Source organism: Planotetraspora sp. A-T 1434 (assembly GCF_025420585.1).
Classification (GTDB): Bacteria; Actinomycetota; Actinomycetes; order Streptosporangiales; family Streptosporangiaceae; genus JAOEGB01.
On sequence record NZ_JAOEGB010000003.1, the window covers coordinates 245,765 to 260,577 of the forward strand.

The 14,813-nt window shown below is 67.7% G+C and carries 19 protein-coding genes; 9 read left to right on the forward strand and 10 right to left on the reverse strand.

Features of this window, described 5'->3' with window-relative positions:
* Positions 1–120 precede the first annotated feature (120 nt).
* The 4 genes from N5079_RS06300 to N5079_RS06315 all read left to right on the forward strand — a co-directional run bounded on the left by N5079_RS06300 (position 121) and on the right by N5079_RS06315 (position 2,822).
* On the forward strand, positions 121–279 hold the full coding sequence (locus N5079_RS06300) for a hypothetical protein (protein ID WP_261582548.1): 159 nt from the start codon (positions 121–123) through the stop codon (positions 277–279).
* A 56-nt stretch (positions 280–335) separates the two neighbouring features.
* Positions 336–1,259, forward strand: coding sequence for an RNA polymerase sigma-70 factor (locus tag N5079_RS06305; RefSeq protein WP_261582549.1), 924 nt, complete (start codon positions 336–338; stop codon positions 1,257–1,259).
* Between the two features lie 208 nt (positions 1,260–1,467).
* Entirely contained in the window at positions 1,468–1,806 is a 339-nt protein-coding gene (locus N5079_RS06310) for a hypothetical protein (protein ID WP_261582550.1), read from the forward strand.
* A gap of 179 nt (positions 1,807–1,985) precedes the next feature.
* Complete coding sequence (locus N5079_RS06315) at positions 1,986–2,822, forward strand: SDR family NAD(P)-dependent oxidoreductase (protein WP_261582551.1); 837 nt, start codon at positions 1,986–1,988, stop codon at positions 2,820–2,822.
* 78 nt (positions 2,823–2,900) lie between these two features.
* On the opposite strand, the gene N5079_RS06320 is transcribed toward N5079_RS06315, so the two are convergent.
* On the reverse strand, positions 2,901–3,500 hold the full coding sequence (locus N5079_RS06320) for a hypothetical protein (protein WP_261582552.1): 600 nt from the start codon (positions 3,498–3,500) through the stop codon (positions 2,901–2,903).
* Positions 3,501–3,827: 327 nt separating this feature from the next.
* Here N5079_RS06320 and N5079_RS06325 point away from each other — a divergent pair, with 327 nt between their 5' ends.
* Positions 3,828–3,953: a hypothetical protein gene (locus tag N5079_RS06325; protein ID WP_261582553.1), complete on the forward strand. Its 126-nt coding sequence runs from the start codon at positions 3,828–3,830 to the stop codon at positions 3,951–3,953.
* Between the two features lie 114 nt (positions 3,954–4,067).
* Here N5079_RS06325 and N5079_RS06330 read toward each other — a convergent pair whose 3' ends face one another.
* From N5079_RS06330 to N5079_RS06355, 6 genes are all read right to left on the reverse strand, one after another.
* On the reverse strand, positions 4,068–6,227 hold the full coding sequence (locus tag N5079_RS06330) for a xanthine dehydrogenase family protein molybdopterin-binding subunit (RefSeq protein ID WP_261582554.1): 2,160 nt from the start codon (positions 6,225–6,227) through the stop codon (positions 4,068–4,070).
* 5 nt (positions 6,228–6,232) lie between these two features.
* Positions 6,233–7,198 carry an FAD binding domain-containing protein gene (locus N5079_RS06335; protein ID WP_261582555.1) on the reverse strand — a complete coding sequence of 322 codons (966 nt, stop codon included), beginning with the start codon at positions 7,196–7,198 and terminating at the stop codon, positions 6,233–6,235.
* Entirely contained in the window at positions 7,198–7,701 is a 504-nt protein-coding gene (locus tag N5079_RS06340; protein WP_410007746.1) for a (2Fe-2S)-binding protein, read from the reverse strand. The genes N5079_RS06335 and N5079_RS06340 overlap by 1 nt, the downstream gene beginning before the upstream one ends.
* Before the next feature lie 229 nt (positions 7,702–7,930).
* On the reverse strand, positions 7,931–8,215 hold the full coding sequence (locus N5079_RS06345; RefSeq protein WP_261582556.1) for a hypothetical protein: 285 nt from the start codon (positions 8,213–8,215) through the stop codon (positions 7,931–7,933).
* Positions 8,212–8,430, reverse strand: coding sequence for a hypothetical protein (locus tag N5079_RS06350; protein ID WP_261582557.1), 219 nt, complete (start codon positions 8,428–8,430; stop codon positions 8,212–8,214). The genes N5079_RS06345 and N5079_RS06350 overlap by 4 nt, the downstream gene beginning before the upstream one ends.
* The gene (locus N5079_RS06355) at positions 8,427–8,819 is read right to left on the reverse strand and encodes a nuclear transport factor 2 family protein (protein ID WP_261582558.1); all 393 of its coding nucleotides are present in this window, start codon (positions 8,817–8,819) and stop codon (positions 8,427–8,429) included. The genes N5079_RS06350 and N5079_RS06355 overlap by 4 nt, the downstream gene beginning before the upstream one ends.
* A 122-nt stretch (positions 8,820–8,941) precedes the next feature.
* Between N5079_RS06355 and N5079_RS06360 the strand changes: the two genes are divergently transcribed.
* Complete coding sequence (locus N5079_RS06360; protein ID WP_261582560.1) at positions 8,942–9,502, forward strand: PadR family transcriptional regulator; 561 nt, start codon at positions 8,942–8,944, stop codon at positions 9,500–9,502.
* A 34-nt stretch (positions 9,503–9,536) separates the two neighbouring features.
* Here the strand turns inward: N5079_RS06360 and N5079_RS06365 are convergent, their stop codons facing one another.
* On the reverse strand, positions 9,537–10,307 hold the full coding sequence (locus N5079_RS06365) for an SGNH/GDSL hydrolase family protein (protein ID WP_261582561.1): 771 nt from the start codon (positions 10,305–10,307) through the stop codon (positions 9,537–9,539).
* 185 nt (positions 10,308–10,492) lie between these two features.
* Between N5079_RS06365 and N5079_RS06370 the strand changes: the two genes are divergently transcribed.
* Complete coding sequence (locus N5079_RS06370) at positions 10,493–10,681, forward strand: hypothetical protein (RefSeq protein WP_261582562.1); 189 nt, start codon at positions 10,493–10,495, stop codon at positions 10,679–10,681.
* Between the two features lie 267 nt (positions 10,682–10,948).
* Here the strand turns inward: N5079_RS06370 and N5079_RS06375 are convergent, their stop codons facing one another.
* Entirely contained in the window at positions 10,949–12,490 is a 1,542-nt protein-coding gene (locus tag N5079_RS06375) for a sulfatase (RefSeq protein ID WP_261582563.1), read from the reverse strand.
* Between the two features lie 344 nt (positions 12,491–12,834).
* Positions 12,835–12,942, reverse strand: a complete 108-nt coding sequence (locus N5079_RS35475; RefSeq protein WP_410007747.1) for a putative leader peptide — start codon at positions 12,940–12,942, stop codon at positions 12,835–12,837.
* 196 nt (positions 12,943–13,138) lie between these two features.
* On the opposite strand from N5079_RS35475, the gene N5079_RS06380 reads away from it, so the two are divergent.
* Both N5079_RS06380 and N5079_RS06385 read left to right on the forward strand, forming a co-directional pair.
* Positions 13,139–14,413, forward strand: coding sequence for an MFS transporter (locus N5079_RS06380; RefSeq protein ID WP_261582564.1), 1,275 nt, complete (start codon positions 13,139–13,141; stop codon positions 14,411–14,413).
* Positions 14,414–14,578: 165 nt separating this feature from the next.
* Positions 14,579–14,713 carry a hypothetical protein gene (locus tag N5079_RS06385; protein WP_261582565.1) on the forward strand — a complete coding sequence of 45 codons (135 nt, stop codon included), beginning with the start codon at positions 14,579–14,581 and terminating at the stop codon, positions 14,711–14,713.
* The last annotated feature ends 100 nt before the right edge of the window (positions 14,714–14,813 follow it).

A 14,813-nucleotide genomic window follows, 5' to 3' on the forward strand; every position in this document is an offset into this window, starting at 1 on the left:
GGCGGGCCATCGGCCTGACGGCTGTGAATGATCTTTCCCGGCTGTCTTGCCCCATGTCACAGGCGGGCGGGCTGTCTCGTCTCGGGGAAGACAGACAGTTGCGTCGGGAAGGTGATGATCATGCGGGTATTCGTGGCCGGCGGGGCCGGGGCGTTGGGGCGGCGGCTGGTGCCGCAGCTTGTGGCGCGTGGCCATCGGGCGAAGGGCGTGTTCACCATCGTCGACGACGAGCCGGCCCCGGCCGGCCAGTGGCTGCTCGACCTGGCAGCGTGCGCGTGAGCGAAGCCACCGATGCGCGTCCTCGCCTGGCGTCAGGGCTTCGAGGGGGAGCCGGCGTGAGGCGGGACGAGGAGTTCGAGGACCTGCGGCCGCTGCTGTTCTCGATCGCCTACCGGATTCTCGGCAGCGTGAGCGAGGCCGAGGACGCGGTCCAGGAGAGTTGGCTGCGCTACGAGGCATGCCCGACCCAGCCCGCCTCGGCCAAGGCGTTCCTGTCGGCCACAGTGTCCCGGATCGCGATCGACGTGCTGCGCTCGGCCCGCGTCCGGCGGGAGGAGTACGTGGGGCCGTGGTTCCCCGAGCCGCTGCTGGACGACCCGTATGAGGATCCGGAGCGGTCGGCGGAGCTGGCCGACTCGGTGTCGATGGCGGCCTTGTTGCTGCTGGAGCGGCTCAGCCCACTCGAGCGGGCGGTCTTCGTGCTGCGCGAGGTGTTCGGGTTCGGCTTCGGTGAGGTCGCCTCGGCGGTGGGGCGCTCGGAGGCGGCGTGCCGCCAGCTCGTGGTGCGGGCGCGCCGCCACATGGATGAGGGTCGGCCCCGGTTCGAGGCCGACCGAGCCGAGCGCGAGGAACTCGCCGGGCGATTCCTCGACGCCTTCCGGGAGGGGGACGTCGACAGGCTGACCGCGCTGCTGGCCGCCGACGTGCAAATGATCGGCGATGGCGGCGGAAAGGCCCCACAATGGGCCGACCGCTTCATCGGTGCCGAGAACGTGGCCCGGGTGTTCTCCTCGCTCGTCCCGCTGTTCGCCCGAACCGGAGCGAAGGCGGAGCGGCATGAGGTGAACGGCCAGCCGGGCGCGGTTTTCCGCGACCGGGACGGCAAGGTCATCAGCATCTGGACGCTCGACATCCTCGACGAACAGATCCAGACGATCCGCACGGTGAACAACCCCGACAAGCTGCGGCACCTGGGTCCCGTGGCTGACGCCTGGGCGACCCTTCGCGAGGCGAACCAGGGCCACCGACCCACGAATTGACCAGAAGCGGCGCCAGCGGCTCCTGGACCGGGTGTGCCGGGTGTCGAGGGATGTCCTGAGGCAGACGCATTGCTCGAGCCATGGCTGAATATCACCGCCGTACAACCCGCACGGGTCCCTGCCCACGGCCACACCCTCGACAGCCTGGCCCCGGCCGGATGCCTCGTCGTGTCCTGAAAGCCCAAGAAGAAGGAAGGAGATCTCAACCGTGATTCTGGTAACCGGAGATCTGGTCTGGGCACCCCGGATCGCGAGCGGCGGGGTCGTCCGTGGGGTGTACGGCAATGCCGCATTGGCTCCGGTCGACCCGCGCGACATCGCCGCAATCTCCGTCCGCGCCCTTCTCAATCGGCCACCACCCACCGGCTACAGCATTGTCGAAGGCCACGCCGACGGCAGGTTCACCGCCCGTGCCGACCTGGCCGCGAGCATGCTGGCCGTGCTGGACGACGACCGCTACCTCCGCACCACCGTCAGCGTCGTCACCGCCGTCGACAACCCCACCTTGCTCCAGTGGATCGGCCACGAAGCACTCGCCGCGAGCTGAGCCGATTCGTCCAGCGGCCCGTCGGCGGCCACCGGCCCGCGAGGTCGGAGAACAAGGAGGAGCCGACTCCGCGCACGGCCTCCTGGGCTAGGCATCCCCGCTGGTCTTGCCACGTTTCGGCGGCTGCACCTCACCCCTCACTGCTGTAACCGACATCCTAGAGAGAATGGAAAGACATCATGAGCAAGGTCTGGTTCATCACCGGTTCGTCCCGCGGGCTGGGCCGCAACTTCGTCGAGGCCGTCCTGTCCCGCGGCGACCAGGTGGCCGCGACCGCCAGAACCGTTGGAAGCCTTGACGATCTGGTCGCCGCCCATGGCCAGCTAGTGTTCCCGCTGGAGCTGGACGTCACCGACCAGGCCGCCGTCTTCGCCGGCGTGCGGCGGGCCAAGGAGCACTTCGGCCGCCTGGACGTCATCGTGAACAACGCCGGCTATGGGTTGCTCGGCGCGGTCGAGGAGCTGACCGAGCAGCAGTTGCGCGACCAGTTGGAGACCAACCTGTTCGGCCCGCTGCGGGTCGTCCAGGCCGCGCTGCCCCACCTGCGCGAGCAGGGCGCAGGGCACATCATCCAGATCTCCTCGGTCGGCGGCCTGACCGCGTTGCCGCTCGGCGGCGGCTACTGCGCATCCAAGTGGGCTCTCGAAGCCATGAGCGAATCCCTCGCCCTGGAGGTCGCTCGCTTCGGCATCAAGGTGACTGTGGTCGAACCCGGCTCCTACGCCACCGAGGGGGCCGCCGGTGCCGTCCACGCCGAGGCCAACCCGCTCTACAGCGATCTGCGCGAGGACTACGCCGCGTACGCGCAGACGCTCGACGCCGGCGACCCGGCCGCCGCGGGCCGGGCACTGCTCAAGCTCGCCGACGCTGACAACCCGCCCCTGCGAGTTTTCTTCGGCACCCAGGGCAACCCGATCGTCCAGCAGGTCTACGCCAACCGGCTCAAGACCTGGGCCGACTGGAAGGACCTCGCGGTGGAAGCACACGGACACACCCCCGCAACCCCGGCGGCTTGACCTGGTGCCCGCCCTGCCTGGGGCGGTGCACGACCCTCGGCTCCGCCGAGGATCTTCGCGCCGAATTATCCGCCGCGGTCATGCCTGGGTTGGCTTGACGTAGGTCACCCGGACGTTCAGGTAGGCCGCCACGCCGCGGTCGCGGCCGCGGATGGCCAGTAGGTTGCAGCAGTCCAGGTAAACCGCCGGGACGACGACGTCGATCGTACCGGCGTCGCAGTTGCCGCTCTTGACGCTCTGCACGAGGTGACCGTTCAGGTAGACCTGCGCGTCGTTGTCCACCGTCCCCTGGATGCGGACCTGCTGTGCGTCCCGCGGGATGTGGATCCAGTGGCGCGCCAGGATGTCGGTGTTCACGGCCCAGGGGGTCTTGATATTGGTGGGGTTGTTCCACGAGCACGTGCCGTTGGTGGTGCCGAAGCCCGCCTGTCCGGTAGGCCAGGCGCTGTCGTCGAATCCCGGCTCCTGGAAGTCCGGCACGTTCGTCGTCCACGGCACCTGGAGGTAGCTCCAGCCCGTGCTGTTGTAGTCGAGCGCGGTGATGACGCCCGCACGCGCGCTTCCCCCGGCGGTGGACACGGCGGCCGACGCGGGCGCCGAGGCGGACAGGACCATCGCGGCCAACAGCGAGCCCGCCGCGAGGCCCGTGGGCAGGAACCGCAGGGGGTTCATGAACATGACGATCTCCTTGTCGATCGGTCGAAATGCCGTGAACCGGCGGGCGTACGAATCGGTGGCTCTTGCCGGACGCCTGGTCGGTGCGGGGAATAGGAAACCACCCGGCCGGTCCGGACGGATTCACGACCGGCGAGGTACACAATTTCTTGCCACGATGTTTATCTCACCGCCGAGGCCGTTTCCGGTTATGGCGCCGATTCCCGTAATCCGTCTCAATCGGAGACGCCGCCAGCTTTACGCGTCTCCCCCTGCAGCCCTGTCCAGATCTTCTGTCGTAATTTCGTTAATGCTGGCGCTTTCCGGGAAATCTGCAGGAAATGACGCCAGGTGCCGGTGGTCACCGCCCCACCGGCCGACCAGGTGCTGTCGAAGCCGCTGGGCGACCCGCCGACGGTCAAGCCGACCCGCGATCTCAACGAGCCGGCCAAGAAGCCGACCGCCACGAATCCCTGATCAGCTCGCACCTGGGCCGGGGCGGATATCGCTCCGGCCCAAATCTGGGCGGTCGGCGCCATTCCGGGGTTCGCCGCTTGGACGCGGCCGTGCCGACGCGTCTACGAGCGATGGCTAGAGAAGCTTGTCCAGGGTGATGGGGAGGTCACGGATGCGTTTGCCGGTGGCGTTGTAGATGGCGTTGGCCACCGCGCCCGCGGCTCCGACGATGCCGAATTCGCCGATGCCGCGCGCGCCGAGGTCGCTCAGCAGCGTGTCCGGGTAATCGAGAAACTCGACGCCTATATCCGGAATATCGGCGTTTATGGGGACGAGGTAGTCGGCCATCGTGGCGTTGCCGAAACGGCCGGTCTCCGGCTCGATGCGCAGGTCCTCCAGGAGCGCCTGCCCGATGCCCATGATGATGCCGCCGGCGATCTGGCTGCGGGCCGTCTTGGGGTTGACGATCGTGCCCGCGTCCACCACGCACAGCCACCGCGAGACGCGCGGCTCCCCGGTCCATCGGTTGACCCGCACCTCGCAGAAGTGCGCGCCGAACGACCTGAAGGCGTGGTCACGCACGGGGCTCCGGGGCGAGGTCGCGGTGGCCTCGACGGCGGGCACGTCCAGAAGCGTCAGCAGGTCGCCGAACGGCATCTCCCGGCCGCCACCCCTGATCTCGCCGTTCGAGAACGTGACCTCCTGGCCCTTGAACGGCGACTTGTCATGTTCTGTCGCCAGCGTAACCATCGCCGCCTTGGCGGCGTCGGTGGCGAGCTGTACGGCGGGCCCGTTGGTGGAGGTCGACCCGGAACCGCCCGCGTTGGCCGCCGGTGGCGTGGCGGAGTCGCCAAGCTGAGGGACGACCCGGCCAACCGGGATACCCAGGCCGTCGGCGGTGAGGACGGCGAAGACCGTGGACTGTCCGGTGCCGAGATCGGCCGCGGTGCCGGACACGATCGCCCGGCCGTCGTCGCGGAGCCGTACCTTGATCGACGCCTGGCCCCTCGAGGCGCCATAGGTCGCCGTCGCCATGCCGAGGCCGACCAGCCAGTCGCCGTCGGTGACCGTGCCGGGCTTCGAGCTCCGCCGCGACCAGCCGAACCGCTCCGCGCCCATCGTGTAGCACTCCTGCAGGTGCTTGCTGGACCAGGGCAGCTTGTCGGACGGCCTGATCGGGGTGTCGTTCTTCCTGCGCAGGTCGAGCGGGTCCATGCCCAGCTTGTCGGCCAGCTCGTCCAGGGCGCTCTCCAGCGCGAAGGAGCCGTTGGACTCCTGGGGCGCCCGCATGATGGTCGTGACCGGGACGTCCAGCGTGACGACCTTCCTGCTCACGTGCAGGTTGGCGGAGCCGTACAGGACGAGGGAGAGGTTGGCGACCGGTTCGTAGAAGTTGTTCGAGGCCGACTTGCCGGAGACACCGTCGTTCTTGACGGCGACGAGCGTGCCGTCCGGGGCGGCGCCGAGCGAGACGGTCTGGCTGCTGGGCGGCCGGTGCCCAACCACGCTGAACACCTGCTCCCGGGTGAGGACGGTCTTGACGGGGCGGCCGAGAGCGCGGGCCGCCGCCGCGGTCAGCGGGGTGTGCGCCCACATGCCCCACTTGTTGCCGAAGCCGCCCCCGACGTACGGGTTGATGACGTGGATTTTCGCGGCCTCAATGCCGAGCGTCTCGGTCAGGCGGTCCACGACCAGCCGGACGCCCTGGGTCGCGGTGTAGATCGTGAGCTGGTCCGCGGTCCAGAACGCCGTCGTGGCGTGGGGTTCCATCGCGACGTGGGTCTCGACCGGGGTGCTGTACGTCGCGGTGAGGGTGACGTCGCCGGCCGCCAGCGCCTGGTCGATGGAGGTGACCCCGGGGGCCAGCACGTCCACGACCGGCGTGCCGCTCGGCGGCGGGGCGGCGCTCGGCAGGCCGTCCGTGAACGACGCGCGGGGCTGCTGGGCGCTGTACCGGGTGATCACCAGCGCCGCGGCGTCCCTGGCCTGTTCGAACGTCTCCGCCACGACCAGCCCGATGGCTTGGCCGTAGTAGCGGACGTCGGTGTTCTGCAGCGGCGGTGTGAGCTCGGCGTTCTCCTCCTTGGCATAGGGGTAGAGCTTGACCGGGTTGAACGGCGTGTAGAGCGCGAGCACTCCCGGCGCCTTCGCGGCCTGGCCGGTGTCCATGCCGAGGATGGAGCCACGCGCGATCGTGCTGGTCAGCAGGTAGCCGTAGGCGAGCCGGTCGGGGTGGTGATCGGCGGCGTAGACCGCCGCACCGGTGACCTTGAGCGGACCATCCTCTCTGTCCACCGATCTCATCGTGAGCCTGCCACTTCCATCAGGGCACGCAGGACCGTGCGCTGCACCAGTTCGACCTTGAAGGAGTTGCCTGCCAGGGGACGCGCGCCTTCCGCGGCGAGCGCGGACGCCCGCTCGAAGCTCTGCCCGGCACGCAGCGCCGCCTCGACGGCGGGCAGCCGCCAGGGCACGGTCCCCACGCCGCCGACCGCGACCCGGGCGTCGCGGACCTTGCCGCCGCGGAGATCGACGGCGACGGCGGCCGAGGCCAGCGCGAACTCGTACGACTGCCGGTCGCGGACCTTGACGTAGGTGGAGTGCCTGGCCCACTGGAGGCGCGGCACGATCACCTCCGTGATGAGCTCGCCCGGCCTCAGCCGGTTCTCCACGTGGGGCGTGTCGCCGGGCAACAGGTAGAAATCCGCCAGCCGTACCGATCGCTCCCCGTCGCGGCCGCGCAGCCGCACGGAGGCGTCCAGCGCGACCAACGCCACCGCGACGTCGCTGGCGTGGGTGGCGGCGCAGGAGGCGCTCGTGCCGAGTACGGCGTGGCCCCTGTTGTCGCCGGTCTGTGCCGGGCAGCCGCTGCCGGGGCTGCGTTTGTTGCACGACGTCGCCATGTCGCGGAAGTAGCCGCACCGGGTCCGCTGCATGAGGTTGCCGCCGATGCTGGCCATGTTGCGTATCTGCGGCGAGGCGCTGAGGAGCAGCGCCTGCGAGATGAGCGGGTACTGGGCGGCGACGGCGCCGTGGCGGGCGATGTCGTCCATCCGCTCGAGCGCGCCGATGTGCAGACCGTCGGGTCCGAGCCTGATCCCTCGTAGGGGGAGGCGATTGATATCGATGACGTGTTCGGGCGCGAGGACGTTGAGCTTCATCAGGTCGACCAGCGTGGTGCCGCCCGCGAGGAAGGCCGATCCGTCCCCGGCCAGGCGGAGGGCCCCGGCGATGCCGCGCGGAGCGGCGAAGTCGAAGGCGCGCATCAGGATCTCGCCTGCTTCACGGCCTCCACGATGTTCGGGTACGCGCCGCAGCGGCAGATGTTGCCCGACATGGCCTCCCGGATCTCCTCATCGCTCTTCGCGTGTCCCTCGCGCAGGACGGCCACCGCGGACATGATCTGTCCCGGGGTGCAGAACCCGCACTGGAAGCCGTCGCAATCGATGAACGCCTGTTGCACCGGGTGCAGCCTGTCGCCCTTGGCCAGGCCCTCGATGGTGGTGAGCCGCTTGCCGTCCATCGTGGCCACGAGGGTTAGGCACGACAGCACCCGCCTGCCGTCCACATGCACGGTGCACGCCCCGCACTGGCCGCGGTCGCAGCCCTTCTTCGTGCCGGTCAGCTCTAGCCGTTCCCGCAGCGCGTCGAGCAGCGTGATCCGCGGGTCGACGCGGAGCCGCTCGCCCTTCCCGTTCACCGTGAACGCGACCTCTACCAGGCCGTCCGCTTCCGGGGCCCCAGGCTCGACGGACATGGGCACCGTCATCCCGACGGAGGCTACGGCGGCCTGCGCGAAGAACCGCCGCCGGGATAGATCACCACTTGTCATACCGCCGAACGTAAAATCTGTCCAACTGCTCGTCAAGAGACATCGGATGAATGAGGCTAAGAGCGCATACAGCCCGTCTCCGCCACATCGAGCACCTAGCGCGCAAGACAATCGACGCAGCAACAGACGAGGGTTGGCTGGCGCCGTGGAACGCCGCCGTACTCGGCTATCCCGGTCGCGGGTGGTCTCCTTCCTCGTCGCGGCCATGCAGGTAGTCCTCGAAGGTGGGGCGTCGATCTCTTCGGCGGGACCACAGGGTTACGGCGACCAGTGCGACGGGGGCCATCGCATGCCTGAGCGCCCGGCGGCCCAGCCGACGGACCACGGTGAGCAGTTCCTTGAGCGTCTGCCAGGGGTGTCTCAGGGCCACGACGGTCAAAATGAAGGCCGCGCCGCCGAGGCTGATCCCCGAGAAGTCGTCCGGGTCGTGTCGCCCCTTCTCCTCAGTCACAGTGCGGAACTGAAGGTGCGAGGCAGGAGCTTGATGCTGCGAACCATGACATCCTCCCAAGTCAGCATAAACGTCAGGGTCGCATTGAGCCGCGATTGTGAGCGTACATCCGGGAGCCGCAAACCGATCGGGGGAAGAATCCCGCCCTCCGCAGAACTGGCGGCGGTGAGACCCGCGTTGCCGACGCCGCTGACGATGGCGTCGACGTCATTCATCCGCCGAGGGCCTCTCGCTGGATCCGCTCGAACTGCGCTCCCATCGCCTCCGCGAGGGACTCCGCACCCGACAACGGCCGCACCATCACCATGAAGTCGTCGATCTTGCCGTGCTCGTCGAAGTGCAGGAAGTCGCAACCATGCACCTCCAAGCCGTTCACCTTCGCCTTGAACAGGAACGCGTGGTCACGGCCGTCCCCGGAACCGATCTCGCGGACGTAGTGGAAGTCCTCGAACACACGCATGACACCTCGCAAGATCGCCGAGGTGATCGCCTTGCCCGGGTACGGTTTGTACGCCACGGGACTGGTGAACACGACACTGTCGGCCAACAGCGCCTCGATCGCCGCCTCGTCCCGCGCCTCCACAGCCTCACGAAAGGGATGCACCTTATCTCCATACCCAACTTGTTGATTAGGTCGGCCTCCGACGATAGCCCAGCTGACCAGCAAAGACCAGGGTTGCGTATGAAACTATTTGAGTAATCAATCACGTGGATAAGATGATGGGTATGGCACTTCGCAACGCGATCATGGCCACGCTCCTGGAGGGCGAGGCGTCCGGATACGACCTGGCCAAGGAGTTCGACACCTCGGTCGCCAATTTTTGGATGGCCACGCCCCAGCAGCTCTACCGCGAGCTGGAGAAGATGGAGGCCGACGGGCTCATCCAGGCCCGCGTCATCCAGCAGGAGCGCCGACCCAACAAGCGACTGTTCTCCCTGACTGACGCGGGCCGCCGCGCGCTGCACGACTTCACCGCCGAACCGCCCCGGCCTGGGGCGATACGCGAGGAGCTGATGGTCCAGGTCCAGGCCGTCGACGCCGGCGACGCCGAGGCCGTGCGAGCGGCGATCATAGAGCGGAAGGAGTGGGCCCAGGCTAAAGTCGCTCGCTACGAACGGCTCCGGACCCGGCTGCTCGACGGCCGCTCGGAGGAGGAGTTCCTGGCCCACGCCGAGCGCGTCGGGCCCTACCTCACGTTGCTGCGGGGATTGTCGTTCGAGCAGGAGAACGTCCGCTGGGCCGAGCGCGCGCTTACGGTCCTCGAACGGCGCTCCACACGCGTGTGAGCCGAGGCGCCGAGCCTGAGGGCCGGCACCGAAGTCAGACTCGGAACATGGGCAGCAGGTCAGGCCGCTTGGCTACCCGGCCGTCACCCGAAGAGCGTCCCCGAAGCCGGCGAAGCACCCACGGGCCCAGGACCGAGCCGGCCCACGCCAGTTCACGGCCGACCCGACTCCATATCGGGGTCGGCCGTAGCGGAGGCAGCGGATCGCCCCAAGAGGCGTCGCTGCCAGGCAGACCCAGGGCGTCGGCCACGGCGGCGGCGATGCGGGCGTGCCCCAACGGCGTGGCATGGATCCGGTCGGCGCTCCACAGCCGCGGGTCCACGGTGATGCCGTCACCGAAGGTGTCCACGACCAGGACGCCATGCCGTCCGGCCGTCTCCCGGATGCGCTCGTTGAAGTCGATCACTCGGGGCCGCAGGTGCCGTACGAGCGGGGCGATCCGGGCGACATCGGGGAAGGTGAAGGTGACGACCTGAACTCCCGGACGGGCGAACGCCGCGAACATCGCCTCGAGGTTCGCGGTCACCGCCGAGGCGTCGAACCCCGGCCGGACCAGATCGTTCATCCCAGCCATGACCGTCACCAGATCCGGTTCCAGCGCGAGCGCGGCACCAAGCTGCTCGGCTCGTATCTGCCCGGCGAGACGTCCACGCACTGCGAGATTCGCATACCGGAACTCCGGTTCGCCGGCCGCCAAGAGCTCGGCGAGGCGGTCCGCCCAGCCGCGGTAGCCCGCCACCTCGTCGCCGTCGTTCAACCCCTCGGTCTGGCTGTCGCCGACCGCGACATACCTGAGATAGCCCATGCCCGGAATAGTACCCAACTATGCGAGTAATAGCATAGATTACTAGACAGCATCTGCCCCCAATCGCGGTTCGTTCACGCGTTCGATGGTCCAGGTGTCGAGCGCCATGCGGTTCTCGTAGGTCGTGTTCGCTCCGAAGCGATGGCGGAGACGGCGGCGATGGTGGCGGCGTTGACGATGGCGACGTGCGCCAGGACCGCAGGGGGATGGTGTCCATCAAGGTCAATGACCGGTGCGGCACCGAGCCGCTGTTCCAGGTGCTGACCGAGCGGAAGGAGAAGGTGAGCGTGGCGAGCATGCCCACGAGGCACGAAGGAGTGACGCGACCCGGGGCCGCCGTCTGGCCATTCGATCTCGGCATGAGCGGTACTTGAGCCTGCGGCCAGGAAGCCATCTGTAGCGGCCTGGTGACAGCCCTTCCTCGCGGCCGAGGCATTCAATCCGCCCAGGAAGGGGACCACCATGCCGCTGGAGCCGCTCACAGCAGGTGCCTGCCGGGGTCCTGTCCGGTCATGTGGGACGTCAGGACGGACTGGAGGTGCCGGTCGATGCTGACCGGTGGTGAGTCCTGGAGCGCTCGGGGGCCTGGAGAAGGGGACAGGGAAGATCCTGTCCCCTTCTGGCAACCGGCGCGGGGCCCGCTACTGCGGCGGGTTCTCCTCCGCGTCACGCAATGCCTGGCCGGAGGCGTTCTTCAGGTTGGCCACCCAGGCGTCGAGCCGCTGCCTGAGCGTCTGGCTGGCACTGCTGTAGGAGTTGTCGAGTTGGTAGGGGTCCACGGACAGGTCGTACAGCTCATGCTCGCCCGTGTCGTAGGCGACGTAGTTCAACGGACCGTGCGTGCCGAGCGTGTTGGGCTTGGCTCGCAGGCCGACGTAGACGGGGGCTCCCCCGGTAGCCAGCGCCTGCGCATCACCGGGATCCTGCGGTTCCAACAGGTTGTTCTGAGTATTGGTGTTGAGAGTGCTGGGCCCGGCGTGCTCGTTCAGGAAGGCCAGACGCCACCGCGACGGCGTGACCCCCTTGAGGAACGGTACGAGTGACCGGCCGTCGACGAAGCTGGGCGGTGTCACCCCGGCGAGTTCGGCGAAGGTGGGCGCTAGGTCGACATTGAGGGTGAAGGAGTTGACAACCGCTCCGGCGGGAACGCCGGGCCCTCGGATGACCAGCGGGATATTGAGGTCTTCCTCGTAGGCAGTGTTCTTGCCGGAGTTCAGCCGGTGCTGTCCCTGGTGGAAACCGTTGTCGGAGGTGAAGACGATGTAGGTGTTGTCGAGCACGCCCTGCGCCCGCAGGGTGTCGATGGTGTCCTGGACAAGGTCAGTGACCGATCGAAGTGACTCCCTGCGCTTCTCGTACAGGGCGTCGATGTTGTCTATCTGGGTCTGTGTGAGCTTGGCCTTGTTCCGTATCCAGGCTGGCTTGTCGCTCACGTCGTCTTCGTTGAACGACGGAGTCCGTGGAGCCTTGGCGCCGGCGTAGATGCCGTCGTAGCGGGGCGGCGGGGTCGCCGGGCCGTGGGGAATGTAAGGAGCGACGTAGGTGAAGAAGGGCTTGTTCGGGTAGTTGGTGGTGGTGTTCTTGATGAAGGTGGTTAACTTGCGCGAGATCACGTCGACCCCGTAGTCCGACGGTGCGCTGCCGTAATGAACGGTCGTGCCGTTGTCGTTGACGTCGTAGTTGTACTCGGAGTAGGGGCTTCCGCCGTTGGGGCTGAACCAACGGGTCCATCCGGGTGGGATATAGGTGCTGCTCGGCGCCCCGTTGGGATAGCCGTTCAGGTACTTGCCGAAGAACCCCGTCCGGTACCCGGCGCTCTGGAGCCACGTCGCGATCGTCGAATTCTCCAGCCCCTTGTTGTACACGGACTGGAATCCACCGCCGCTGGCGGCATCGTTCGTAAAGATCCCCGTGTTGTGGGCGAACTGCCCGCGCAGCGTCGACGTTCGCGAGGGGCAGCAGAGGGAAAGTTCGACGAACTGCTTGTTGAATTTGGTCCCCTGGCTGGTCAGGAGCGTCTGGAGCCCGGCGTCCTTACCGAAGACGTCTTCGTCGAGATCGTCGGTCAGAATGAAGACGATGTTGGGTTGCGTCGTCGCCGCCAACGCCAGCGAACCCTCGAATCTCAGACCCGCGTAGACGGCGCCCGCGAGCAGGATGAGCAGGGTCAACGAGAGCGTCAATCTCCGACGATGTGCCGTGTACGATTTCACACCTGCGCCCTTTCTTCCTGTGCTTTCAGATTTATTGCCGTGTGTCCTCGCAGTTGTCTCGGCGCATCACCCCCTTGCCGGGTATAGGCAACCGCCGGATTCGTCACCCCTGGTGGTGGTCTTCACAGTGCTCACCCCGGAAACAGACACCCCCGATGCCCGCCGATGCGGCAGACATCGCGAGACAGGGATACGGTGGCGGCGCACGCGGCCGTATAGCACGCGGGATGGGCCCATCCAGGACGGCACGCCGGCCGCATGCAGGGCATGCGCCGCGGCTGGTGACGCCTGGGCTGGATGAGGGTTGGAGAGTGTCAGCGGGCGGATGCCGGGCGACACAGGGCACTGCTCACCCGTGCCAGATCGATGTGCCGCCGCACGATGGCGTGGAACTCGAATCCACAGCGGGCGCACGGCGTCATGGGTCTATCGAACTCATAAAATCCCTATAAGTCAAGTAGGGATTGAATTCGGCATATATGGGTGCCATGTTGCTGCCGTGGCTTGTCTGTCGGGCTTTCCCCGGGTGACAGGCGGCCGGCCAGATGGGGGCTGCCGGCCTTGGCGGCGCGCGCGGTCGGCTTGCGGGTTCCAACCGAGCGGGTTTGATTTCATGGCATGCCCACTCGGTTGAGGAAGCTCATTCGTCCGGATCGTCTCGCAGGTGATTCCCTGGCGCGAAATCGCGAGTTCCGCCTGCTGTGGCTCAGCTTCATGATGTCGGTGGCGGCCGACCAGATCTTCCCGGTCGCGGTTACCATCGCGGCGCTCAACGCGGGCGGCACCGCCTCGACCGTTGGCGCGATCTTCACCGGCCGGTGGGTCGCGTTGCTCGTGTTCGCGCTGGCCGGCGGGCTGTGGGCGGACCGGTTGCCGCGCCGTACGGTCATGGTCGCCTCTCTTGGCTTCCAGTGCTGCGTGGTCGCCATAGGGCTGCGCGGGGGCGCCCCCGCGTGGCTTCTCGCGGTCCTGGTCTTCCTCGTCGGAGCGGCGGAGGCGTTCCACCGGCCGGCGTACCAGGCGTGCCTGGCGTCGGTCCTCACACCGGCCCAGCGCCCGGCGGCGGCGGCGATGGTGGTGGTCTCCTGGCGGCTCGGCGCCATCATCGGGCCCGGTCTGGGCGCGTACGTGGTGACGGTCTGGTCTCCCCGGGTGGGCTTTCTCGCCGTGCTGACGGCCTATCTGCTCGGACTCGTCCTTCTCCTGCCGTTGCGCGAGCCCGCCGTCACCTCGGGGCGGCGTGCCCCGGCTCTACGAGAGATCGCGGACGGCCTTTCCGAGGTCTCACGACGACCGTGGGTCATGGGAGGCATCGTCGCCATCGCGCTTCAGCAGATGCTCACGATCGCGCCGGCGCAGGTCCTGCTGCCTCTCGTCTCCCGCGACGTTTTCGGCGGCGATGCCGTGTACGGAACCGCTCTCGCCCTGCTCTCGTTCGGCGGCCTGGCGGGCGGATTGATCGGCATGAGGTGGAAACCCGGCCGGCCCGGCCTGGCCGCGATCATCGGTGTCGCGCTGTACGGCGCCGTGCCGCTCACGCTCACCTGGCCGGTGTCGCCGGCATCGCTGTACGCGTGCTACATCGTCGCGGGTTTGGGGCTGGAGATCTACGGCGTGCAGTGGTTGGTGAACCTCCAGCGGGAGATCCCCCCGGACCGCCTCGCCCGCGTCACTTCCGTCGACTGGCTGGCCTCCTCGATCACGACACCCATCGGCCTCACGCTGGCCGGCCCGGTCAGCGCGGCGATCGGCCGGTCGACGCTGCTGGCGATCAGCGCGATCGTCGGGTTCGCCGTGCCGCTCGCCACCCTCTTTCTCCGTGGAATGCCGCGATTCCACAGCGATATGACCCCGGCCGACGCGGAGGCCACGCCTTCCCTCAGAACGCCGTAACCGCTGCGGAGTCGCGGTGAGCCCGGAATTCGTTCCTGAACTCAAGGCGAATAAGATCTTTCGCTTTTGTTGTGAGCAACTTATTCTGATGAACGGTCAGACGGCCGTCGATCAAGTCAGCAAGTCAGCAAGTCAACCGAGCGTGTCGACGAGAAGAGGAAACTCGTGAGCGATCTCAGGGACTTCGACGAGAACAAGGCCGCGGAAGAGCCCGGCTCCGCTCAGACGGTCAAGATCGAGATCCGCAGGCTGGACCGGCTCGAAACCACCGAGCGCCTCAGCAACTCCACCGGGGCCTAACCAGGACCGCACAAGCGGAGCCGCGACCGGACCCTTCTGGTGCCCGATCGCGGCTCCGCGCCCTTCCGCGCTTTCCGCTCTTTCTTGCTTCCACGCCGTG